This window comes from Weizmannia agrestimuris (genome assembly GCF_943193165.1).
GTDB classification, from domain to species: Bacteria; Bacillota; Bacilli; order Bacillales; family Bacillaceae_C; genus Weizmannia; species Weizmannia faecalis.
This window is the reverse complement of sequence record NZ_CALPDC010000005.1, coordinates 25,229-48,061: the sequence shown is the minus strand read 5'-3', so window position 1 is coordinate 48,061 and position 22,833 is coordinate 25,229. Positions and strand designations below refer to the sequence as shown.

At 49.3% G+C, this 22,833-nt stretch carries 24 protein-coding genes; 10 read left to right on the top strand and 14 right to left on the bottom strand.

Annotation, left to right across the window (positions count from 1 at the left end; all coding sequences use genetic code 11):
* Window positions 1–52: 52 nt before the first annotated feature.
* On the top strand, window positions 53–3,556 hold the full coding sequence (addB, locus tag NFR98_RS04185) for a helicase-exonuclease AddAB subunit AddB (protein ID WP_035182069.1): 3,504 nt from the start codon (window positions 53–55) through the stop codon (window positions 3,554–3,556).
* The gene (gene addA / locus NFR98_RS04180; protein ID WP_251459758.1) at window positions 3,534–7,265 is read left to right on the top strand and encodes a helicase-exonuclease AddAB subunit AddA; all 3,732 of its coding nucleotides are present in this window, start codon (window positions 3,534–3,536) and stop codon (window positions 7,263–7,265) included. Before addB ends, addA begins: the two co-directional genes overlap by 23 nt.
* 117 nt (window positions 7,266–7,382) lie before the next feature.
* Here the strand turns inward: addA and NFR98_RS04175 are convergent, their stop codons facing one another.
* From NFR98_RS04175 to NFR98_RS04150, 6 genes are all read right to left on the bottom strand, one after another.
* Window positions 7,383–7,601 carry a spore germination protein gene (locus NFR98_RS04175; RefSeq protein WP_013858756.1) on the bottom strand — a complete coding sequence of 73 codons (219 nt, stop codon included), beginning with the start codon at window positions 7,599–7,601 and terminating at the stop codon, window positions 7,383–7,385.
* A gap of 21 nt (window positions 7,602–7,622) precedes the next feature.
* Complete coding sequence (locus tag NFR98_RS04170) at window positions 7,623–8,060, bottom strand: spore germination protein GerPE (protein ID WP_035189370.1); 438 nt, start codon at window positions 8,058–8,060, stop codon at window positions 7,623–7,625.
* Window positions 8,061–8,064: 4 nt separating this feature from the next.
* Window positions 8,065–8,244, bottom strand: coding sequence for a spore germination protein GerPD (locus NFR98_RS04165; protein WP_014095760.1), 180 nt, complete (start codon window positions 8,242–8,244; stop codon window positions 8,065–8,067).
* Window positions 8,219–8,845: a spore germination protein GerPC gene (locus NFR98_RS04160; RefSeq protein ID WP_251459756.1), complete on the bottom strand. Its 627-nt coding sequence runs from the start codon at window positions 8,843–8,845 to the stop codon at window positions 8,219–8,221. The genes NFR98_RS04165 and NFR98_RS04160 overlap by 26 nt, the downstream gene beginning before the upstream one ends.
* 437 nt (window positions 8,846–9,282) lie before the next feature.
* Window positions 9,283–9,513 (bottom strand): spore germination protein GerPB, encoded by a 231-nt coding sequence (locus NFR98_RS04155; RefSeq protein ID WP_035182062.1) that lies wholly within the window; start codon window positions 9,511–9,513, stop codon window positions 9,283–9,285.
* 13 nt (window positions 9,514–9,526) lie between these two features.
* Entirely contained in the window at window positions 9,527–9,748 is a 222-nt protein-coding gene (locus NFR98_RS04150; protein ID WP_013858760.1) for a spore germination protein, read from the bottom strand.
* A 119-nt stretch (window positions 9,749–9,867) separates the two neighbouring features.
* On the opposite strand from NFR98_RS04150, the gene NFR98_RS04145 reads away from it, so the two are divergent.
* From NFR98_RS04145 to NFR98_RS04135, 3 genes are read left to right on the top strand one after another with little or no spacing between them, the layout of a single operon-like run.
* Window positions 9,868–11,034: a DUF418 domain-containing protein gene (locus NFR98_RS04145; protein WP_251459754.1), complete on the top strand. Its 1,167-nt coding sequence runs from the start codon at window positions 9,868–9,870 to the stop codon at window positions 11,032–11,034.
* Between the two features lie 10 nt (window positions 11,035–11,044).
* The gene (locus NFR98_RS04140; RefSeq protein WP_026683752.1) at window positions 11,045–11,920 is read left to right on the top strand and encodes a fumarylacetoacetate hydrolase family protein; all 876 of its coding nucleotides are present in this window, start codon (window positions 11,045–11,047) and stop codon (window positions 11,918–11,920) included.
* Between the two features lie 49 nt (window positions 11,921–11,969).
* The gene (locus NFR98_RS04135) at window positions 11,970–12,341 is read left to right on the top strand and encodes a YisL family protein (protein ID WP_014095756.1); all 372 of its coding nucleotides are present in this window, start codon (window positions 11,970–11,972) and stop codon (window positions 12,339–12,341) included.
* Window positions 12,342–12,415: 74 nt separating this feature from the next.
* Here NFR98_RS04135 and NFR98_RS04130 read toward each other — a convergent pair whose 3' ends face one another.
* From NFR98_RS04130 to NFR98_RS04105, 6 genes are all read right to left on the bottom strand, one after another.
* Window positions 12,416–12,973 (bottom strand): DUF2777 domain-containing protein, encoded by a 558-nt coding sequence (locus tag NFR98_RS04130; RefSeq protein WP_251459752.1) that lies wholly within the window; start codon window positions 12,971–12,973, stop codon window positions 12,416–12,418.
* 233 nt (window positions 12,974–13,206) lie between these two features.
* The gene (locus tag NFR98_RS04125) at window positions 13,207–14,079 is read right to left on the bottom strand and encodes an SDR family oxidoreductase (protein ID WP_014095754.1); all 873 of its coding nucleotides are present in this window, start codon (window positions 14,077–14,079) and stop codon (window positions 13,207–13,209) included.
* A 130-nt stretch (window positions 14,080–14,209) separates the two neighbouring features.
* Entirely contained in the window at window positions 14,210–15,067 is an 858-nt protein-coding gene (locus NFR98_RS04120) for a DegV family protein (protein ID WP_014095753.1), read from the bottom strand.
* Between the two features lie 286 nt (window positions 15,068–15,353).
* Complete coding sequence (locus tag NFR98_RS04115; protein ID WP_014095752.1) at window positions 15,354–15,551, bottom strand: DUF3813 domain-containing protein; 198 nt, start codon at window positions 15,549–15,551, stop codon at window positions 15,354–15,356.
* Entirely contained in the window at window positions 15,551–15,697 is a 147-nt protein-coding gene (locus NFR98_RS04110; protein WP_017550193.1) for a hypothetical protein, read from the bottom strand. The genes NFR98_RS04115 and NFR98_RS04110 overlap by 1 nt, the downstream gene beginning before the upstream one ends.
* Window positions 15,698–15,782: 85 nt before the next feature.
* Window positions 15,783–16,604, bottom strand: coding sequence for a Cof-type HAD-IIB family hydrolase (locus NFR98_RS04105; protein ID WP_014095751.1), 822 nt, complete (start codon window positions 16,602–16,604; stop codon window positions 15,783–15,785).
* A gap of 164 nt (window positions 16,605–16,768) precedes the next feature.
* Here NFR98_RS04105 and NFR98_RS04100 point away from each other — a divergent pair, with 164 nt between their 5' ends.
* The 3 genes from NFR98_RS04100 to clpB all read left to right on the top strand — a co-directional run bounded on the left by NFR98_RS04100 (window position 16,769) and on the right by clpB (window position 20,068).
* On the top strand, window positions 16,769–17,077 hold the full coding sequence (locus tag NFR98_RS04100; RefSeq protein WP_014095750.1) for a metal-sulfur cluster assembly factor: 309 nt from the start codon (window positions 16,769–16,771) through the stop codon (window positions 17,075–17,077).
* 111 nt (window positions 17,078–17,188) lie between these two features.
* Window positions 17,189–17,368, top strand: coding sequence for a YjzC family protein (locus tag NFR98_RS04095; RefSeq protein ID WP_017550192.1), 180 nt, complete (start codon window positions 17,189–17,191; stop codon window positions 17,366–17,368).
* 114 nt (window positions 17,369–17,482) lie between these two features.
* Window positions 17,483–20,068: an ATP-dependent chaperone ClpB gene (gene clpB / locus NFR98_RS04090; RefSeq protein ID WP_017550191.1), complete on the top strand. Its 2,586-nt coding sequence runs from the start codon at window positions 17,483–17,485 to the stop codon at window positions 20,066–20,068.
* 61 nt (window positions 20,069–20,129) lie between these two features.
* Here clpB and NFR98_RS04085 read toward each other — a convergent pair whose 3' ends face one another.
* Entirely contained in the window at window positions 20,130–20,312 is a 183-nt protein-coding gene (locus NFR98_RS04085; RefSeq protein WP_017550190.1) for a YjzD family protein, read from the bottom strand.
* Window positions 20,313–20,530: 218 nt separating this feature from the next.
* On the opposite strand from NFR98_RS04085, the gene NFR98_RS04080 reads away from it, so the two are divergent.
* Window positions 20,531–21,292, top strand: coding sequence for an NADP-binding protein (locus tag NFR98_RS04080; protein ID WP_017550188.1), 762 nt, complete (start codon window positions 20,531–20,533; stop codon window positions 21,290–21,292).
* Window positions 21,293–21,298: 6 nt separating this feature from the next.
* Here NFR98_RS04080 and NFR98_RS04075 read toward each other — a convergent pair whose 3' ends face one another.
* Window positions 21,299–21,565 carry a hypothetical protein gene (locus tag NFR98_RS04075; RefSeq protein ID WP_026104486.1) on the bottom strand — a complete coding sequence of 89 codons (267 nt, stop codon included), beginning with the start codon at window positions 21,563–21,565 and terminating at the stop codon, window positions 21,299–21,301.
* Window positions 21,566–21,879: 314 nt separating this feature from the next.
* Between NFR98_RS04075 and NFR98_RS04070 the strand changes: the two genes are divergently transcribed.
* Window positions 21,880–22,818 carry a beta-ketoacyl-ACP synthase III gene (locus NFR98_RS04070; protein WP_017551890.1) on the top strand — a complete coding sequence of 313 codons (939 nt, stop codon included), beginning with the start codon at window positions 21,880–21,882 and terminating at the stop codon, window positions 22,816–22,818.
* Window positions 22,819–22,833: the final 15 nt, after the last annotated feature.

Sequence of the window (22,833 nt, the reverse complement as noted above, 5' to 3'; positions counted from 1 at the left end):
GCATGTTTCCGGATATGGAGCCAACTGAGCCCATCAAAAGGAAGTGAACCAATTGTCCCTTCGATTTATTACCGGGCGCCCCGGGACAGGAAAGACAGCTTTCATCCACCGTGAAATCAGGCAGAAACTGCTTGGCGATCCGGGCGGGGCACCGCTCATTTACCTTGTTCCGGAGCAAATGACTTTTTTATCGGAAACACGGCTTGCGCATGACCCTGAACTGGGCGGGATGATCCGCGCCCAGGTGTACAGTTTTACGCGCCTTGCCTGGAAAATATTGCAGGAAGTCGGCGGGATCAGCCGTACCCATGTATCGAGCAGCGGGTTAAATATGCTCATTCGGAAAATTTTGGAAGACCAAAAAGAAGAACTGTCGGTTTTCACGCGGGCGGCGGATAAGACCGGCTTTATTGACAATGTCGAACGCATTCTGACTGAATTCAAACGATTTTGCGTTTCACCTGCACAGCTTCAGGAAAAACGTGCGTCAATCGAGGAAGCGGACGGGGAAAGAGTGCTTTCCGACAAGCTGCACGATTTGGAATGCGTATATCAGGCATATGAACAAAAGCTGGAAGGCAAATACATTGATTCGGAAGATTACTTAAGGCTGCTTGCTTCTGCCATTGAAAAATCCCGCTATCTGGACGATGCGGAAATTTATATAGACGGCTTCCATACTTTTAACCCGCAGGAATACTTGGTGATCGGGGAACTCCTGAAAAAATGTCGCCGCGTGACGGTTGCGCTCACAACGGACCGGGCTTTCCGCGGGATGCAGCCGGATGATTTATACTTGTTCCGGATGCCGGGAGAAGCCTATGCCCATATTTATGAACTGGCGCGCGCCTTTCAAATTGAAACGGAAGAAGACGTGGCGCTGTATGAACCGGTCCGTTTCCGGCATGAAAGTTTGCGCTTTTTGCAGTCCCGGTTTGAAGAACTCCCGTTTCCTTCTTTTCCGGGGGAAAGCAGCATCGAAATCTGGCAGGCGAACAACCGGCGGGCAGAAATCGAAGGCGTTGCCCGTTCCATCCGTGAAGCGGTTATGGAAGGCAGCTGCCGCTATCGTGACATTGCCCTCCTTGTTCGCAACGGGGAGGCCTATCAGGATTTAATCGAAACGGTTTTTTACGATTATGATGTGCCGTATTTTATTGACAGAAAACGGCCGATGCTGAACCATCCGCTCATTGAACTGATCCGTTCGACTTTGGAAATCATCCGCGGCAACTGGCGTTATGAACCGGTTTTCCGTGCCATCAAAACAGAATTGCTGTTTCCGCCTGGAGATACCCGTATGCTGCGTGAAAAAATGGACCGGCTTGAAAACTATTGTCTGGCTTACGGCATCCAGGGGGAACGGTGGACGAGTAGAAAAAGATGGGAATACCGGCGGATCCGCGGCCTCGAACTAGAAAACCTGCCACAAACGGATGAGGAAAGAAAAATCGAACAGGAACTGAATGAACTCAGGCTTCTCGTCACGGCGCCGATTTTGCGCCTGTCGCGGCGTTTGAAGCGCGCCCGCACTGGAAAAGCGCTTTGTGAAGCGTTGTATCTTTATCTCGAAGAATTGGAGATTCCGGAAAAACTGGAAGCGCTCCGGCTTGAAAAGGAAGAAGCGGGGGATCTTGTCGCTGCCAGGGAACACGACCAGGCATGGGATGAAGTCATGGGCGTTTTGGATCAGTATGTTGAAATCCTTGGCGATGAACCTGCTGATGTTGGGAAATTCTCTGCCATTATGGAAACCGGGCTTGAGTCATTAAAATTTTCGATCGTTCCTCCGGCTTTGGACCAGGTGCTCGTGGCGAATCTGGAGCAGTCCCGGCTGTCTGATGTCAAACTGGCGTTTATCATTGGGGTCAATGACGGGGTCATGCCGGCGAAAATTTCCGAAGATGGCGTTTTAAATGATGAAGAGCGTGAATATTTAAGACTTACCGGGCTTGAAATTATGCCCGGCAGCAAAAGGCGCCTGCTCGACGAAGAATTTATCTTTTACCGGGCATTGACGACACCTTCTGAAAAACTGGTACTATCTTTTCCGCTTGCCGATGAAGAAGGGAAAGCATTGCTGCCGTCCCCGTTCATCAACCGGATAGAGGACATGTTCCCGGCACGCGGCGGCGGATTATGGGTGAATGACCCGGCGGAACTGGAAGAGAAGCAGCAAGCTGCATACATTTCCCATCCGGCGGCTGCCATTGCTTTTGTCACTTCGCAGCTGCAGTTGAAAAAAAGAGGGTATCCGATGGCCGACTTCTGGTGGGATACGTATAACTTTTATATGGAGCACCCGGAATGGAAAAATCGGGCGGCCCATGCTTTTTCCAGTTTGTTTTACCAAAACAAAGCCCGGAAGCTCTCCGAAAAAACGAGCCGGGAACTGTACGGCGACCATATCCTTGCCAGCGTATCGAGAATGGAGCAGTTTTTCACCTGCCCGTTTTCCCATTTTTCGACATACGGGCTGAGGCTGCGGGAACGGGATGTATTTCGTCTTGATGCGCCGAATATCGGAGATCTTTTCCACGGTGCATTGAAATGGATTTCCGACACCCTGCAGCGCCAAGGCATTCCGTGGTCAGAGATCACAAAACAGCAAAGCATGGAGCTCGCAAAAGCGGCTGTGGACGATCTTGCCCCGAAATTGCAGCATCAAATCCTGCTCAGTTCAAAACGCTACCAATATATTAAAAGGAAACTGGAACAGGTTGTCGGAAGGGCTTCATATATTTTAAGCGTCCATGCGAAACGGAGCGGCTTTGAACCGGTCGCGATGGAACTCGCTTTTGGGCCGAAAAAAGAGCTCCCACCGCTTTCGTTTACATTGAAAAACGGGGCGAAAATGGAGCTGCAGGGCCGGATTGACCGCGTCGACAAGGCGGAAAGTGAAAACGGTGTGTACGTCAGGATCATCGATTACAAATCAAGTGCGCACAAGCTCGATTTGACAAATGTGTATTACGGCCTTGATTTGCAAATGCTCACCTATCTGGATCTCATTATGACGTATTCGAAACAGCTGACAGGGGAAGAAACGATTCCGGCAGGCGTTTTGTATTTCCATCTTCATGACCCGCTGATTTCGGCGGAAAAAATGTTGTCGGCTGAAGAAATTGAAGAAGAAATTTTAAAAGACTTCCGGATGCGAGGACTATTGCTGGACAGCCCGGAAGTGATCACATTGATGGACCGGTCGCTTGAATCCGGCAACAGTGCGATTGTGTCGGCAGGTTTGAAAAAGGACGGCCAATTAACGGCCCGGTCCGAAGTGGCAAGCAAAGAAGACTTTGAAGCGATCCGCAGCTATGTGCGCAATATTTACACAGAGGCTGGTAATGCGATCCTGTCCGGTACGACGGATATCGCGCCATATAAAATAAAAAAACAGGCGGCGTGCACATTCTGCCCGTTCCGTTCGGTCTGCCAGTTTGACCAGTCGATGGAAGAAAACAATTACCGCCTTATTCACCCGGAAAAACCGGAAGAAATCCTCGCCAAAATGAGAAAGGAGCGCAGAACAGATGAAAACAGCCATTCCGGATAAACCGGCGAATGCCGTCTGGACGGATGACCAATGGAAAGCCGTCATGGCAAAAGGGCAGGACATCCTTGTCGCAGCGGCTGCCGGTTCAGGAAAAACAGCCGTGCTCGTGGAAAGGATTATCCAAAAAATATTGGATGAACACGATCCGCTCGATATTGATGAACTGCTCATTGTCACCTTTACCAATGCTGCGGCTGCGGAAATGCGCCATCGCATCGGTAAAGCGATCGAGGAGGCGATCAGCAGCCGCCCGGATTCGCATCATTTACGGAAACAGCTGAGCCTGCTGAATAAAGCGCCGATTTCCACGCTGCACGCTTTCTGCCTTGAAGTGATCCGAAAATATTATTATTTGATTGACATCGACCCCGGATTCAGGATCGCTGATGATACAGAAGCCGAACTTCTGCGCGATGAAGTGCTGGATGACCTCTTTGAAACGGAGTATGCGAAAGCGGGAAATGACCTGTTTTACCGCACAGTCGATACATTCTCAAACGACCGCAGTGATGACGAGCTCCAGCATCTGATCCGGAAGCTTTACGATTTTTCCCGTTCCCACCCGGATCCGTCTGCATGGCTCGATAAAATGGTCGAGCTGTATGATGCCGGGGATGTGGAAGAGGTGGACAGCCTGCCGTTTATGGCAGCGGTGAAAGCTGATATTCACCTCCAGCTGCAGGCTGCAAAAGACATGCTGGAGGAAGCGTATGGACTCGCCTTAGAGCCGGGCGGGCCTGCGCCGAGGGCGGAAAATTATCTCAATGACATGAAGATTACAGACAGATTGCTTGCGGCAATTCACGGTCCATGGCAGGGGCTTTATGAAGAAATGAATGCATGGCAGTTTACACGCGCCAAAGCGTGCAAAGGGGATGCATATGAAGCGGAACTCGTCAAAGCAGCCGATGATTTGCGGAAATCTGCAAAGAAAACACTTGAAGATTTAAAAAAAGACTTTTTCTCAAGGAAGCCGGCATCGTTCCTGAAAGACATGCAGGAAATGCGGCCGGTGATTGCGGAACTTAGAACGCTCGTCAAAAAATTTGCAGAGGCTTATGGCGCGGTAAAAGCGGAAAAAGGGATCGTTGATTTTTCGGACTTGGAGCATTTTTGCCTGGACATTCTTGCTGAAAAAAATGAAGATGGCAGCCTCACCCCGTCAGAAGTGGCCAAAGCTTACCAGCAGCAATTTAAAGAAGTGCTGATTGATGAATTTCAGGATGTCAACATGGTACAGGAAACGATTATGAACCTTGTGGCAAAAGGGGCGGGATTTGACGGCAACCGGTTTATGGTTGGAGACGTGAAACAAAGCATCTACCGGTTCCGGCTTGCTGAACCGAACCTGTTTTTAAAAAAGTACCGGGATTTTGATCCGGAAGGCCGGGATACAGGTCTCAGAATCGACTTGTCGAAAAACTTCCGCAGCCGCAAAGAAATTCTCGACGGTACGAATTTTATTTTTAAACAAATCATGGGCCTAAAGGTGGGCGAGATGGCATATGACAGCCAGGCTGCACTTGTGGCAGGCGCCTCTTATCCGGAAAGGGATCATCCGGTCAAAGTGGCATTGATTGACCAGGCCGATGAAGCGATTGAAGAAGACATTTCGGATGAAGAAACGCTGGACCGGGCCGAACTGGAACAATCCCAGCTTGAAGCCCGTTACCTTGCCCGTGAAATAAAAAAACTGATCGACGAAGAACAGGTTTACAATCCGAAGACCGGCACATTCCGCCCGATCCGGTACAAAGATATCGTTATCCTGATGCGTTCCATGGCATGGGCGCCGACCATAATGGAAGAGTTGAAACAGGCGGGCATCCCGTTGTACACCGAACTTTCAACTGGGTATTTTGACGCGACGGAAGTATCCATCATGCTTTCTTTATTAAAGGTAATTGACAACCCGTATCAGGACATTCCGCTTGCAGTCGTGCTCCGTTCTCCGATTGTCGGGCTCGATGAAGAAGCGCTTGCCCTTATCCGCATCCATGAAAAGCGGGGTCCGTATTATGAAGCGGTGAAAAAATTTATAGCAGACCGGCCGGATCCTGAGGAAGAAGAAGCGCATGAGAAAGTGTCCAGATTCATGGAAAAATTGTCGGTGTGGCGGTCTGTTGCAAGGCAGGGGGATTTGTCCTCCCTCATTTGGCAGCTGTACCGGGACACGCAGTTTTATGACTTTGCCGGCGGACTGCCCGGAGGAAAGCAGCGGCAGGCCAATTTGCGGGCTTTGTATGACCGGGCGCGGCAATATGAAGAAACATCTTTCAGGGGGCTGTTCCGGTTTTTGCGCTTTATCGAACGCATGCAGGAGCGCGGGGATGACCTTGGAACAGCGAGAGCATTGAGCGAACAGGAAGATGTCGTCCGCCTGATGACCATCCATGCAAGCAAAGGGCTCGAGTTCCCGGTGGTGTTCGTGGCCGGTCTCAATAGGAAATTTAATATGCGCGATATTAGCCAGGCGTTTCTTCTTGATAAAGATTTCGGGTTCGCCTCAAAGTATATTCATCCGGAAAAACGGATCACATACCCGTCTTTGCCGCAGCTTGCTTTTAAAAGAAAGAAAAAGCTGGAAATGCTGGCTGAAGAAATGCGCGTCTTGTATGTCGCACTCACTAGGGCAAAAGAAAAACTGTATTTGGTCGGGACGGTGAAAAATCTTGGCAAGCGCCTGGAAAAATGGGGGAAAACGAGGCGGCAGGAAGGCTGGCTGATGCCAGACCATGTGCGCGCAGCGGCCGGCACTTACTTGGACTGGATCATTCCTTCGCTCAGCAGGCATGCGGACGGAACAGTGCTTTTCGGGGATGACGGCCGGGTGGTGCTGGATGATCCATCCAAATGGCAGATCGCCGTTTTGCCGAAAGAACAGTTTGCCGATATCCAGGAACCGGAACAAGTTGGGGAAGTGGACTGGCAGCATCAAGTGAAAGCCGGCCTCCCGGTTGCGGCGGAATCCGCTTATAAAGCGCAAGTTTTCGAGCGTTTAAGCTTCCGGTACAGCAATGAGCCGGCAACATTCCGGCGTGCCAAACAATCGGTATCGGAATTGAAACGGATGCATGAAGAGCATGACGAAACAAATGGCACCCGGTTTATTCCGAATGCGGAAAAACATATCTTTGACCGCCCCCGTTTTATGCAGGAAAAATCGATAACGCCGGCTGAACGCGGGACAGCGATGCATATGGTAATGCAGCATATTCCGTTTGATGCGCCGCCGACTTATGCTTCCGTTGAGGCGCTGGTTGAAGAGATGGTGAAACAGGAGCTGCTCACGGAAGAACAGGCGGATGCCATTGCGGCTGAACAGCTTGTCCGCTTTTTTGAAACGGATATCGGCCGCCGTATTCTGGCAGCCGGCCGGGTGATGCGGGAAATGCCGTTTAGTTTGTCCGTTCCCGCAGCAGAAATTTACCGGGATGCATCCCTTGCGGAAGAACGTGTTCTTATTCAGGGCATATTTGATTGCGTGGCAGAGGAAAAAGACGGCCTCGTATTGCTCGATTTTAAGACAGACAATATCCACGGCAGGTTTAAAGGTGGATTTGAAGAAGCAGAGCCTGTCCTACGCAAACGTTATGAAGTCCAGCTGGCCCTTTATTCAAGGGCGCTGGAAACCATTTTAAAGAAAAAGGTAAAAGCGCAATACTTGTATTTCTTTGATGGTGGGCATCTTCTCCAAATCCAATCATAAATGGGCCCCCTTTAAGGGAGCCCATTCTTGCCATAGCTATAGCAACACATAAAAAATTTATCTTTCCATTTTGAAGGCAGCGAGGTAGCGGAAAATTTGCCTGCCCTCTTTGCCTTTCTAATGGTTTCCTGCAGATGGCTGATCGACAACACTGCCGTTAGCCGTATTGTTTGCACTGAGCGCGTTGTTTGTAATGACAAATGCGGAAGTGGAAAGAGAACCGGAGCCGGTAGATGTTTTCGAACTTGTTTTCGGTGAGATGACAGCCGTGTCTCCAAAATGGACAATGCCGCTTCCAACATTATAGATTTGTAAGGGGCCTACAATGGCCGGCATTTTGATCACCTGCTTTCCGGATTAATCTGGCATAACATTGCTTTCCTGGCTGACGGCAACGGTGCGCGGGGGAACACGGCCGCCAAGCTTCAGAATATTCGGGTCTAGCTGACGGGTATGGTGGACCCTTGATTCAAGGGCGATTGATTTAGTGCTCCCGATTTGCATGACGGTTGAAGTCGACATCCCAATGATATCTACATTCGAAACTTTTATGACCGGATTTTCTTGGTAAACTTGAAACCGGATTTGTTCTGTTACTGGCGGAATCGGAACGGCCAGGCTGAAAATGGGAAAAGTTTGAAACGGCGCTTCAAATCCGTAGTACAATTCCTGCTGGCGCTGGATCGCAAGGACGGTGGCAGACATCTGGATCCGCTCGGAGTCTCCAACAATAACGTTCGACCCAAATATGACGGTTTTGACCCGGAGCGTATCCACAAAGGAGTTTCTTTGCATCCTGTTATCCCCTCGGTACAAACGGCACGTACGGGCTGATAATCAGGGATTCCGGCGGCGTATCAAAGGCCGCTCCCTGCTGAATCGTTTCCGTATCGCCAATGAGGAAAACCGAGGCACTCGAAATCCCGATAATTTGGACATAATCGACACAGATTTCACGGTTTGTGACGTTCAGTTCCATCGCTGGCACCTCCGTTCATTTGCGGCGGCAAATGGGAAATAAAAACTTGTACGGCATGCGCCATATCCGCCTTGATTTGCCCAAGCAATTTGTCAAACCATTCGCCTTCAACGGGCCCGGTTGGATTGAGCTGGTTGATATAATAATCAATGCGCTGCGGAAGTTGGTTTTTTAAGTCATTTTTTATAAAATTATGATATTCTTGATTTAGGCGGACTTTGAATTGCCGCTCATTGTCGGTGATCGTTGTTGGGAGTTCTTTTTCCAAATATTCCATCAGTTTTTCGGCAAGCGCCTGTTTTAAAGCAGCACGGTGTTCATTGTTGGCATGGGGGATGCCCTGCGTTTGGGGGATGGCTGCATCCTCTATACTGGACAGGTCAGACGGATTAATGCCGATATTCAAGGTGCCATCCAGTGTTTCGATTTTCAGCTGGTCAAATGCATATTCGATCCGGTCAACCCGGACAGGCGGCCTTGCTTTCAGCTGCTCAATCTCCTCTATGAGGGAGGCAAGCGTCTTTTCCATTTTCGCCAACTTCGTTTCATGGTGTTGAAAGTATTGGTAAAGCTGCCGGAGTTCGGCAAAAAGGTCTGGCATTCAAAAACCCCCTTCTGGCTTAAAGCCCGGCAGTGACCGCCGGCTTGGATCGGAACGAAACAATCAGCCTTGAACTTAAAGCAAAGATCGGCGTGCAGTGTCAATGCTGAACCTGGCGCAGGCTCCGGAAAGACGTGCAGGTTCCGTACACGTGTACATACCAGAAGTCGCTGCCGTCTAAATGTGTCAAGAAAGAACATGCCGGTTTCAGCACACGCGATCTACCCTACATCTGTCCGGAAAGAACATGCCGGCTTCAAACACGACGCCGGGAAAACCGGGTCCGCGCATCCTGCAGCCAGGAATGTATCAAGGCCGCGGCTTTTAGAATGACGCCCGAAACAAAGTGGTGCTTCAAGCCCGAAATGGCGCATAAGCCGGAAAGAACATGCCGGTCATGTTCAGGCATAACGCCGGGAAAACCGAGCCTGCGCTTTCTATCTTGAGCTTGAAGCGGAAGCGCCGGACTGCATCGGAACGGTCACATTCGGATTGTAAGGCTGGTCTGCAGCGGCAGTAGGAGCCGGTTCGGAAAAATTTCCGGTATTATACAAATAAGCTGCCGGCTTGATGATGCCGGACGTGCCAATTTGGAAGACGGAAGAATTGGTAATGCCGCCGATCTTGATCATGCGGATGTGGATGCTTTGTTGCACGTAAAAATTCATCTGTTTTCACCCGTTACAAATTAAAATAGTTTCCCTGGTCAATGGCATCAAAATCATACGTGTTGGTATTGGACTGGTAGTTTGTAATGGACAGGTTTTCACCGGTATTAAAAGATCCCGCCCCGGCAAACGTTTTGGAACTGGCAACCGGCTGAATTAGGAATACGTCACCGACATTAAAGACGCCGCTTGATCCGATGCTGATAATTTGGACGGCGCCGACAAAACCGGGCATGGCGCGCACATCCTTCCTTGGTCAGTGGCAATTGGCTTTTTCATATTTTATTGTATGAAGCAACCGAAAAAAGGGTGATTTATCCGCCTAACAGGCAAAAACAAAAAAGGAGCGTTGCAATGGCTGAATGGGCGCCAATCCGTGAAAAACGGCGGAATCCTGCAATTGACATACTGAGGGGATTTTCCCTTTTTGGCATTCTGATGGTCAATATGCTTTCTTTTCTGTCCCCTTATCTTTATATAAATCCGTATGACTGGTTCAAAGCGGAGGATCGGGCAATCGTGACATGGATTGAGGTATTTTTCCAGTCCAGTTTTTATCCCATTTTTGCGTTTCTTTTCGGATATGGGCTGATGGTGCAAAAACAGCGGGCGGAAAGGGCAGGGGTCGAGGTTTATCAGTTTCTTTTCCGGCGCCTTTCCGTTTTGCTCGTTCTCGGCCTTGCCCATGCATGGCTCATCTGGCCGGGGGACATTTTAGCGGCTTATGCAGTCTTTGGCATGATGCTTTTGCCTTTTCTGAAACTGGGAGGAAAAGTTTTGATGTTTGGCGGGGCTGCGCTCTTTTTTATCCCGCATTTACTCATAAGCTTTTACCTGATGGTGATGGCGATCCGGTCGCCGGACGCTTCACTTTTGTATACCGACTGGCGCAATGCCACCGCTTCATTGCAGGTGTATGCAAACGGGAGCTTTATCGACATTACGAAAAGAAGGTGGCTGGATTGGTATGCGGTATACGGCCCTTCCGGCACATGGCATGCTTTTCTGTCTGTTTTTCCGCTGATAATGGCGGGAGCGGGCGTTTGCAGGGAAGGCTGGCTTACAAAGAGGAGGATTCCGGCAAAAAAATGGCTGCTGTTTTTTTGTTGCTGCTTTGCTTTTGGCCTGTTTTGCAAACTGTTGCCGGTTATTGTCGCCCCCATCCTGCCTTTTCTGTACATCCGGGAGACGATCGGCGGCGTCATCTTAAGCGGTGCTTATGTTGCACTCATTGAGCTCTGTGTGAAGCACCGGCTGGCGGATTTTCTCAGGCCGGTTGCAATGGCCGGGAGGATGTCGCTTTCCAATTACATCAGCCAGTCTGGTTTAGCCTCTTTGATCTTTTACGCCTACGGTCTCGGGCTTTACGGAAAGCTGTCTGTGTCAAGCGGGGTATTGCTTGTTGTTTTGATTTTTCTTATGCAAGTGCTGGTTTCCGACATTTGGCTGCATCGCTTCCGCTACGGGCCGCTTGAATGGAGCTGGCGGCGACTCAGTTATCGAAATGACAAAAAAGGATGAGGTGTATACGATGAAATTCATGAGCTTTGTTTGGCAAGACCAGGTACAATACGGTGTGCTTTATAATGAAACAACGATTTTAAATTTACGGGTCTTGGATGGTTTTCCGCCATCTTTGCTTGAAGGCATCCGGGCGGGCGAGGCGTTTACCGGCCGTGTCCGGGAAGCATTGAAAAAACCGGAAGCAACCCTTGATGGCGCGCTCGTTCCGCTTCACGAGGTTTCCTGCCTTCCCCCGATTCCGAATCCGGTGAGAAACATGTTGTGTGTCGGCAAAAATTACCGGGAACATGCGATTGAAATGGGGAGCGCGGAAGATATTCCTGAACATATTATTGTGTTTACAAAAGCGACGACAACTATTAATGCACATGAAGCGTCGGTTGATTCACATCGGGCGGTTACCCGCGAATTGGATTACGAAGGGGAGCTGGCAGTCGTGATCGGGAAGGAAGGGAAACAGATTGCAAAAGAAAATGCCCTTTCCCATGTGTTCGGGTATACCATTTTAAACGATATCACAGCGAGGGATCTTCAACGGAAGCATAAGCAATATTTTATCGGGAAAAGCCTGGACGGATCCTGCCCGGTTGGTCCGTGGGTTGTCGATCGTTCCGAAATCGAAAATCCGAATGCGCTTGATATCGTGACAAAAGTAAACGGGGAAGTCCGCCAGCAGTCCAATACATCCCGCTTCATTTTCCCGGTTGAGAAGATTATATCCGAATTGTCGAAAGGGATGACGCTTTTACCCGGGGATATCATTGCAACGGGCACTCCAGCCGGCGTCGGCAACGGGTTTCATCCGCCGCGTTTCTTGAATCCGGGTGATGAGGTTGAAATTACGGTTGAAAAGGTGGGAACTTTGCGAAACACCGTCAAATAAAGTAAGATGGGTATAAGACAGATAAAGAAGCAAAGGAGAAGATCGAACGATGTTAACCCGGACAGATGCGCATGTCACAACATGGGTCATTGCGATCCTTTTGTTTATTTTGGCCTTGTTCCTCCATCGCGCAGGAAAAGAAAAGGCGTTTAAAACGGTCCAGATGGTTTTAAGGCTGTTTTACATACTCGTCATCGTCACAGGTGCGCTGCTCTTTTTCCATAACCAGCGCCTCGATCCTGCCCTGTACGGCCTTAAACTGCTCGGCGGGATTCTCGTGATCGGGATGATGGAAATGATTACGCTGCGGCTTTCTAAAAGAAAAAGTACGGGAATTCTCTGGGTTTTGCTGATCATCTTTTTCGCCGCCGTCCTGTATCTTGGGCTGCGCCTGCCGATGGGATGGCATCCTTTTTATTGACGCCCATGCGGTACCGGTGCAATTTTTCAGGATAGAAATGGAGAGGGGAGGCAAGGGTCGGCTTGCCTCCCTTTTTACATTTTTTTCAAAAGCATGCGCCTTCCGTCACTCCATGTACACTCGAACCACTCGTCCGCTTGTTTGCCCAACCGGAAATGGTGGTGGGCGGATAAAATAGCCTCTCCGTTATCAAACAGCATGAAATTCACGCCTTCTTTTTTCTCCAGGTTGACGAGGCATGACAATACGTTATGACAGTAGATACAATCATAAATAGAAAAGCCTGCCCCGTTTAAGAAAGAGACGAAGCGGTGAAACAGGCCGTCCTCCCACTCTCCGAAGAGCATCTCAAGCGAAAAATTGACCGGCTTCGGAATCCGCAAGCTTGCTTTTTCTTCAAGAAGAAGCATTTCTCCGTCCGACATGACGGTTTGATCTTCTGTTAATATGCCTTTTTTCCAACGCCCGGAATGGAAGATTTCAATTTTTTGGCCAACAAACTCCTCAAGCATCGATGCCTCATCAGATATATCATCAAAAAACACCCATTCTTCATTCAGCTTCTCGATTGAACCGGTTAAAAAAGCGCGGGACTGGCATTCCATGATTTTTAATCTGAACTGTCCGTCCATTTGCGGCCCTCCTTCCCGAGCATCATTTCCTTATTTGTTTTTGACAAGGGAAGGGGTTTTCATACCTTTTTAAGCAGAAAGAAAAGGATCCGGAGCTAGAGATTTTAGCCCGTAAAAATGTTCACTGTTTTGCATCAAGAGACTTTGGTCCGGGGAAATGTACGCCGGTGCCGTGCGCGCCTTTTTTAAGCAAAAAGAAAACCGGAAAGGAATGTGCCTTTCCGGTGTGCGCGTCAGCCGTTGATCACGGTGCCGCCGTTTACGTGGATGACTTGCCCGGTCACATAGCTTGAGTCGTCGGACGCAAGATAGACATAGGCAGGTGCCAGTTCGGACGGTTGGCCGGGGCGTTTCATTGGGACGTCGGAACCGAATTTTTCAACCTGGTCTGCCGTAAAGGTTGACGGGATTAGCGGCGTCCAGATCGGCCCCGGGGCCACGCCGTTCACGCGGATGCCTTTTGATACGAGCGCCTGTGACAAAGAGCGTATGAATGCTGCGATGGCGCCCTTTGTTGCCGAATAATCAAGCAGCTGCGGGCTGCCTTGATAAGCCGTAATCGAAGTCGTGTTAATAATGGAGCTGCCTTCTTTTAAGTGCGGCAGTGCGGCTTTCACCATGAAAAATTGTGAAAAAATATTGGTCCGGAATGTTCTCACAAGCTGTTCTTCCGAGATATCCAGAATGCTTTTTTGCGGGTGTTGTTCGGCCGCATTATTCACCAAAATATCGAGCCGGCCGAATGTGCTGACCACTTTTTCCACTGCGTCCCGGCAATGCTGTTCGTCCCCGATATCGCCCGGGATGATCAGGCATTGGCGCCCCTCTTTTTCCACCAGTTCTTTTGTTTGTTTTGCATCCTCATTTTCATTCAGATAGCAAATGGCGACATGCGCGCCCTCTTTTGCAAAATAAATGGCGACAGATTTTCCGATCCCGGAATCCCCACCGGTAATGAGCGCAATTTTTCCATCTAGTTTGCCGCTTCCTTTGTAGTTGTCTTTTACATTTTTCGGCTGCGGGTTCATTTCCGTTTCAGTGCCGGGCTGCCTGTTCTGGTGCTGGGCGGGTAAAGTTTTCTTGGAAGCATTTTGTTCGTTCGCCATTTTTACCACTCCTCGTTCAATTTTTAAACGGAACGGCAATCCGGAATTTGGATTGACCGACCATCACCATTAGTCTATACCCGTCCAAAATTTCTATTAACCGGTATACCCGGAAAAAAGTTGGAAGGCGTTATGGCAGCTCATTCAGGAAAAAGACGGATATTGTGCCAGGCCCGGCGTGCGACCCGATCACGGCGCCGATTGTGTTGATCAAGAATTGTTTTGTACCGAAACGTGCTTCAATCAGCTGTTTCATTTCTTCTGCAGCCGTTTCATCATCGCCGTGGCAGATGCCGATCAGCTGGTGTTCAAGGTCTGTGCCGCGTTCTTCCATGATATCGAGCATACGGTGCAACAGTTTTTTCCGCCCGCGGATTTTTTCAATCGGAATCAGCTTCCCGTCCTCTACATCGAGGATCGGTTTAATATTCAGCAAGCCGCCGAAAAATGCGCTTGTTTTCGATAGCCTGCCGCCTCTGGCAAGAAAATCAAGATCGGGGACTGTGAAAATATGCTCCATATGTTTGCTGCGGAATGCGGCATCCCGGATGATTTCCTCTTTTCCTGCCCCGTTTTTCCGTAAATCGGCGGCTGCTTTTACAACGAGGCCGTAACCGATCGAAGCACATTTTGTATCGAGTACCGTTAAATCAAGATTGGGATAGGCTTCTTTCACTTGGTCGGCGATCATGGCCGCCGTTTGGTACGTGCCGGACAGCTCGGACGAAAAAGCCAGGTAAATACCGGTATCTCCTGATTTGGCAAGATCGGTAAAAAGTTTTTCAAAATATTGCGGTGACGGTTGCGACGTTTTTGTACCCACCCCCGCGCGAATCAAGCGGAACACTTCTTTCGGGTCAATGCCGACAAGGTCGTCATAGGATTTGTCCTCTACATACACGGTCAACGGAATCAAGTGTACATGGTTTTCTTTGAAAAAAGACAGCGGCAAGTCGCTGGCACTGTCAGCAAAAATTTGAATGCCCATCGTTTTCACCCTCACAATCAGTTCTGTCTTTAGTTTACCGATTTTCCCCGTTTTGCACAATTTCAAGCAGATGCTTCAAGTGAGGAAAAATGAATCTTGGGGCGCTGCCGAAAAGAAAACCCGTTTCAGGAAGACGATAAGCAAAACCGATGCAGAAGACAACAAGCGAAACCACATGGCAAAGACAGCAAGCAAAACCGCTGCAGAAGGCAACAAGCGAAACTACATGCCAAAGACAACAAGCAAAACCACATAAACAAAAGGAATAGCTGCCGGAAGTCGGCAGCTATTCCAATTTTCCAAGTTCATGCTGCATGTCGCGCAGCTGTGCTTTTTCTGCAAGTGTCGTGTTGGCATATGCACTGGATAAGGCGTTTTTCGCTTTTTGCACCATTTCGTTTTTTTCTTGTTCCGTTCCGAAAGCAGCCGTCTCTTTCGCCAGTTCGACAAATTGCCTGGCCTCTTGAAACAGTCGGTTCGCCATTATAAGATGCCTCCCGAATTGCCTTCTTCGCTCCTGTTCGCTTCTGCTTCGGCCAATGTGGAGTGATACGGGAAACGCTCGCTATACTTTTTCACTGCATCTTTTCCCTGATGGACAAAACGTTTCGATTTGCTGCTTCTGCCCAAACGAAACACCGCCTTTACGGGAAGGGTGCACGGGGTGCCGCGCCCATTTATAGTGTTGGAATTCCCGGCGCTGATTATGCGTTTTTCAGGAGATGGCTTTCAAATTCAGCGCTTCTTCAAGAAAAAGGCCAATGCCGTCTTCCGTATTGGAAAGGGTGATTTCATTTGCGATTGCTTTTAAGGCCGGAATGGCATTTCCCATCGCAACCCCCGTCCCCGCGTATTCAATCATTTCCAGGTCGTTGTCTTCATCCCCGAAGGCAATGATCCGTTCTTTCGGTATTCCGTAGGCGTCGGCGACTTTTTTCACGCCGGCCGCTTTATTCAGCCCGGCTTTAATGATCTCGATGATGTGCCACGGTGCCCCCCAGCGCCTGTGGTCGATCACTTCGGCATGGACATCGCTTAAGTAGCTGCGGATCAACGGCACGTCTTCCTTTGCTGCATGGATCAGCATGGACGTCGGCTCGTCTTTTAAAAAGCGCATTAAATTTCCGGTTGTGACATGCGGGTTTCCAATTTGAAAAATATTGAGCAGTTTTTCGTCGTGATAATGGAGGTACACCTCATCTTTCACTTCTGCTACAATATTATACAGCCGGAAATCGCCGCATGTTTCAACGATCGATTTTGCTACTTGAAGCGGCATCGGTTCATGATAGATGCCAAAGCCCGTATTTTTCGGATGGTGGACAAAAGCGCCGTTAAAATTGACAATCGGCGTATCGAGTCCAAGTTCTTCATAATACGGCTGGCTGGAGCGGAAAGGGCGGCCGGTAGAGATGATGACCTTATGGCCGGCTTTGATTGTTTTTTGCAGAACGGATTTTGTTTTCGGGGAGATGGTCTTTTCATCATTTAACAATGTGCCGTCAAGATCCAATGCAATTAAATAAGGTTGAGGCATTTGAATTTCTCCTTTTTCTCGAAATGATTCAGTTTACATGCAATTTTCGTGATGATCCATTATACTAAATAATATAACATTTTCCCAGCTTAAAAACCTGCTGTAAAGCATTTTTATCTTGCATACCGTTTTGTTATGATAGTTACGGAGGAGGTTTGAAAACCATGGATGAAGCATTGAAAGAAAACATTATGGGCGCGCTTGAACAAGTGATTGACCCGGAAATTGGCATAGATATTGTAAACCTCGGGCTTGTGTATGATCTCGACCTAGATGAGGAAGGCTGCCTGACGGTGACCATGACCCTGACCGCAATGGGCTGCCCGCTCGCGGGAATTCTCGTTGACCAGGTGCAAATGGCGGTACAGGACATTCCTGAAGTGAAGGACACCCATGTCAATATCGTCTGGAACCCGCCGTGGACAAAAGACCGCATGTCGCGTTATGCCAAAATTGCGCTCGGAATTAACTGATTAAACAGCCCCCTCTTCGTCGTTGTATTTTTTGGCTGGCAAAAATAAGCGCTCATGCTTTAACAAGATCAGCCCAAACTAATGCTGACGATAAAAAAAGGGGGCGTTACTTTGGGGCAAAGCAACCTGTTTCACCCCGGAAGCAAAGCACCGAATAATGGGGTTTATGTAGAAGTTGGCGAAAATGGCGACCCGGTCGTAAACCCGAAAAGCGCCCATCTCCACAGAGGCGACCGCTTTCCGGAAACAACGAACGATGCCCGCCATTGGAGGCGCAAACGCAAACCTTAAAATCAAAACGGGGAGAAATCCCCGTTTTTTTGCTGCCGTCAAAGGAAAAACGGTAAAATAAGGACAGGTGCCCGCGCCGCGTTAAACGGTACGCGCCATTCGGAGGTGGAATGGATGGATATCAACCGCATGACTTTTACGGTACAGGAAGGGTTGGCGGAAGCCCAGCAGCTGGCCGCTCAAAAACATCACCCGGAACTCGATATTGCCCATTTATGGAAAACGTTAATGGAAAAGCCGGACAGCCTGCTTCCTGAGATATATAACGGCCTTGGCTTAAGCAAGGAAGAAATTGGAAAAATTGCAGATGGGATTCTCGCGAAAAAGCCGGAAGTGACCGGGCAAAGCGCGCCGTATTTGTCTGCGGCGCTGATCGAGCTGTTCAGACTCGCGGAAGAAGAAATGCGCGCGCTCCAGGACGAGTACATTTCGGTTGAACATCTGGCCCTTGCTGTCATGGATGTCGAACACGATGACCTGTCCCGGTATTTGAAAAGCAGGATCACGAAACAGCAACTGCTTCAGGTGATCAAAAACATAAGGGGGAATCAAAAAGTGGCCTCGCAAAACCCGGAAGCAACCTACAATGTTTTAAAAAAATACGGCACTGACCTTGTTGAAGCCGTTAAAGCCGGAAAAATCGACCCTGTTATCGGCCGGGATGCGGAAATCCGGAACGTCATCCGGATTTTATCACGGAAAACGAAAAACAACCCTGTTCTGATCGGCGAACCCGGCGTTGGGAAAACGGCCATTGTCGAGGGGCTTGCCCAGCGGATCGTCAGGAAAGATGTCCCGGAAGGCTTAAAAGACAAAACGATTTTTTCACTCGACCTCGGGGCGCTTGTTGCAGGCGCCAAGTTCAGGGGGGAATTTGAAGAACGGCTGAAGGCGGTATTGCAGGAAATTAAAAAAAGCAACGGGCAGATTTTGCTGTTTATCGATGAACTGCACACGATTGTCGGCGCCGGCAAAACAGAAGGGGCAATGGATGCCGGCAATATGCTGAAGCCAATGCTTGCCCGTGGTGAACTGCACTGCATCGGCGCGACGACCCTGAACGAATATCGGCAGTATATTGAAAAAGATGCGGCCCTCGAACGCCGTTTCCAGCAAGTGCTCGTCCAGGAGCCGGATGTGGAGGATACGATTTCGATTTTAAGAGGGTTAAGGGAACGTTTTGAAATCCACCACGGCGTCCGCATCCATGACAAAGCGCTTGTCGCTGCAGCAACATTATCAAACCGTTATATTACCGACCGTTTTTTGCCGGATAAGGCGATCGATCTTGTCGATGAAGCCTGCGCAAACATCCGTGTTGAAATGGATTCTATGCCGACGGAACTCGATGAAGTGACAAGGCGTGTCATGCAGCTGGAAATTGAAGAAGCCGCTTTGCAAAAAGAAACGGATGAAGCAAGCAAAGCCCGCCTTGGCATTTTGCAAAAAGAGCTTGCCAATTTGAAAGAAGAAGCGAACCGGATGCGCGCCAAATGGCAGGCTGAAAAAGCGGAATTGCAAAAAGTACAGGAAAAACGGGAATTGCTTGAAAAATACCGGCGCGATCTTGAAGAAGCGGAAAACCGGTATGATTTGAACAAAGCGGCTGAACTTCGGCATGGCAGGATTCCGGCCGTTGAAAAAGAATTAAAACAGCTCGAACAGCAAATGGCGGAAAAAGAAGGCAGCGGGCGGATTTTGCGCGAAGAAGTCACAGAAGAAGAAATTGCAGCGATTGTCGCGCGCTGGACAGGGATCCCTGTGGCAAAACTTGTGCAAAGCGAACGCGAAAAACTGCTAAAGCTGGAAAGCATTTTACATGAACGCGTCATCGGCCAAGATGAAGCTGTCCGCCTTGTCAGCGATGCGGTTTTAAGAGCCAGAGCCGGCATGAAAGACCCGAACCGCCCGATCGGATCCTTTATTTTTCTCGGCCCTACCGGCGTTGGGAAGACAGAACTTGCCAAAGCGCTGGCACAGCATTTATTTGACGATGAAAATCATATGATCCGGATCGACATGAGCGAATATATGGAAAAATTTGCGGTCTCGCGGCTGATCGGGGCGCCGCCGGGATATGTCGGCTATGAAGAAGGCGGCCAGCTCACTGAAGCGGTGCGGCGGAAACCGTATTCCGTCATTTTGCTGGATGAAATTGAAAAAGCCCACCCGGAAGTGTTCAATATCTTGCTCCAGGTGCTCGATGACGGCCGTATCACTGATTCACAGGGACGGACGGTTGATTTTAAAAATGCGATCGTGATCATGACGTCAAATATCGGGTCGTCCTATTTGCTCGATATCAAAGGCGATGACATCAGCGAAGAGACGAAAAATGCGGTGATGGCACAGTTGCACGCGTCGTTCCGGCCCGAATTTTTAAACCGGATTGACGATATCATCTTATTCAAGCCGCTCACGCTGGAAAATATGATGGGCATCGTGGATAAAATGATGCACGAATTGGCTGCACGCCTCGCTGAACAATCGGTCGGGCTTCAGCTGTCCGATGAGGCGAAAAAATGGATTGCGGAATCGGCCTATGATCCGGTGTACGGGGCACGGCCGTTGAAACGGTTTATCCAGCATCAAATTGAAACGAGGCTTGCAAAAGAAATCATTGCGGGAAAGGTGAAGCCGCATCAAACCGTCACGCTTGATGTGAAAGACGGCGTGCTTCAAGTGACAACCGAATCGTGATAAAAAACCGGGAGGCACTGCGAATCAGCGCCTCCCGGTTTCCGGTGAGGGGTGTTTTGATTTAATGTTCGGGACTTGTGTTTTTCGGCAATGCTGCATTGACAATAAATGCAGCAGCGGAAATGACAAGCGACATAATGGCCATCGTTTTCATGCTGTAATGCGAATTTGACATGGCGCTGCCAACGTAGCCAAGCATTTGGCTCAGTAAAAACACCCAAAAAATCGTTACGATGTATTTCATACTTTCACCCCGATTGAAAAACACTTTTTAAATCACCCTTTATCTTATCACAGCCGCAGTCATTGGAAAAGGGAAACCCGGTTGCCGTGGGTGAATTTTTTCCCGAAGGATGGAACGAAAAATGGGCACAGCGGCCTTTTGTCCGTTTTGGATCGTCCGGAAGTATCTTTACGGCGGGAAAAGCATATGCTTGAATAAAGATGAATGGAGGGCCGGCCATGAATCAAGCACTTGTCATTGGTGCCGGGGCGTTTTTCGGATTTGAGCTGTGCAAGGCACTGCTTGATGCGGGGTATCCGGTTATAGCGGCTGATCAAGAAACGGATCCCGGATTTTTGATGGAAGAAAGATGGATGGAAATCGGCAGAAATGCCAATTTGGATTACCAGCCTCTGAGCCGGTTGTCGCCGGAAAAATGCACATGCTGCATTCCGGTATACGATTATTATGTCCGGGATGCCCGTGAAGATTTACAAGATGCATGCCGCTTTTTAGAACCGTTTAAAGCGCAAATCGAACGTGTGGCGCTCATTCTTCCAAACCATCTGGCAGTGGGCGCGGAACAGGCAGAATGGGTTCCCGGCGTGCTTTATGATTGCGCGCGCGTTACCTTTTTTGTTCCGACACTGTTCGGCCCCGGTCAGCCCGGGAGCCTTGCTTTTTCCCAAATGATTAACGGGAATCCGGAACCGGACTTGAAATATGACGACCGCGATGCCCTTTTTGCAGCAGATGCCGCAGTGGCCATTGTCTCCGAGCTTGAAAAAGGGGAAACGGGGAAAGCCTTTTATTTACAAAGCCCTGACGGAAACGGATGGGAGCCTGTCGCCCGGTTTTTAACGCAGGATACAGGCAGCCCCACGCTTCCTTCGTGCAGGCTTGAGGCAAAAGGTGAACAGGAACCGATGATCGTCCGGCCGTCCGTTTCCTGGCAGGCCGCGATTCAACAGCAAATCGCCTGCCAACGGAAGAACAGCTAAAGAACGCTAATCTTCCTTTTCAAAATGGGAAAGCCACTTTTCAAAAACCGGCGTGATTTTCCGGAACAACGGCTTAAACTCCTCGAAAATGCCAACGACTTTGTCAGCTTGATCCAGCAACGCTTCCATATCCACATTCCGGAAAAAAGAAAGGTCAAACAAGCCGCTGTTTATTTCTTCATCTGCTTCTTCCTGCCCGGTTCCGTGCGGCTCTTGCCGCTTTTGCGGGAAAAACATCCGGTCAAAAGGGTGGATTTTTTCATGTTCTTCCATTTTTTCACTTCCTTTCCTTCTTTTTTGCCAGGATGAGGGCGGTCCGGATCTATCATCAGCATATGACAGAAAAACTGAATCGGCTTGCATCAATGGCCCGGATCTTATAGCGGAGGAAAACAAGCACCATGCGATCCGCGCGGCCCCGCCCTATTGGTAGCACATTTTTTCATCCCGCCATTGTGGGCATGGCCCGTATTTTCTTCTATTCGTGACAAGCAAACAGGGCTTTGTTATAATTAGGAGCAGGTCATAATATTGTGCGATAAGGAATTATGCCGCTTTGATTATTTTAGTGAAAGAAGGAATGCAAAATGAATGCTGGCATTATCGGTGTCGGAAAATATAATCCTGAAAAGGTTTTAACAAATGCAGACTTTGAAAAAATGATGGACACGTCGGATGAATGGATCCGGACGAGAACCGGGATTGAAGAACGGCGGATTGCAGCGGATGATATGGAGACTTCCGATATGGCATATGAAGCGGCTGTAAAAGCGGTGAAACATGCAGGCATTTCCGCGGAAGAGCTCGACTTAATCCTTGTTGCGACCGTGACGCCGGATCAGCCGTTTCCGACGGTATCGAATATGTTGCAGGACCGCCTCGGCGCAAAAAAAGCTGCCGCGATGGATATCAGTGCGGCTTGTTCCGGTTTTATGTACGGGCTTGCGACGGCCAAGCAATTTATTGAGACGAAAACGTATAAATATGTTTTAATTGTAGGTGTTGAGAAATTATCCAAGATCACGAACTGGGAAGACCGCAGTACGGCGGTGCTGTTCGGCGACGGGGCGGGCGCAGCGGTTGTCGGCCCGGTATCGGAAGGCAGGGGCATCCTTGCTTTTGAACTCGGTTCGGACGGTTCAGGCGGAAAATATTTGTATGAAGATAAAGATGGGCATCTTGTTATGAACGGCCGTGAAGTGTTTAAATTTGCCGTCCGCCAAATGGGCGAATCGAGCTTGCGCGTGATCGAAAAGGCTGGCGTCAGGAAAGAAGACGTCGATTTCTTAATCCCGCACCAGGCCAATATCCGGATCATGGAATCTGCGCGGGAAAGGCTCGGCCTGCCGGTGGAAAAAATGTCGAAAACGATCCACAAATACGGGAATACTTCGGCAGCATCCATACCGATTTCATTGGTGGATGAACTGGAAGAAGGAAAGATCAAAGAGGATGACCTCATCCTGATGGTCGGCTTCGGCGGCGGACTGACCTGGGGAGCCGTACTGATCAGATGGGGAAGATAACACTCTTAAATGCAG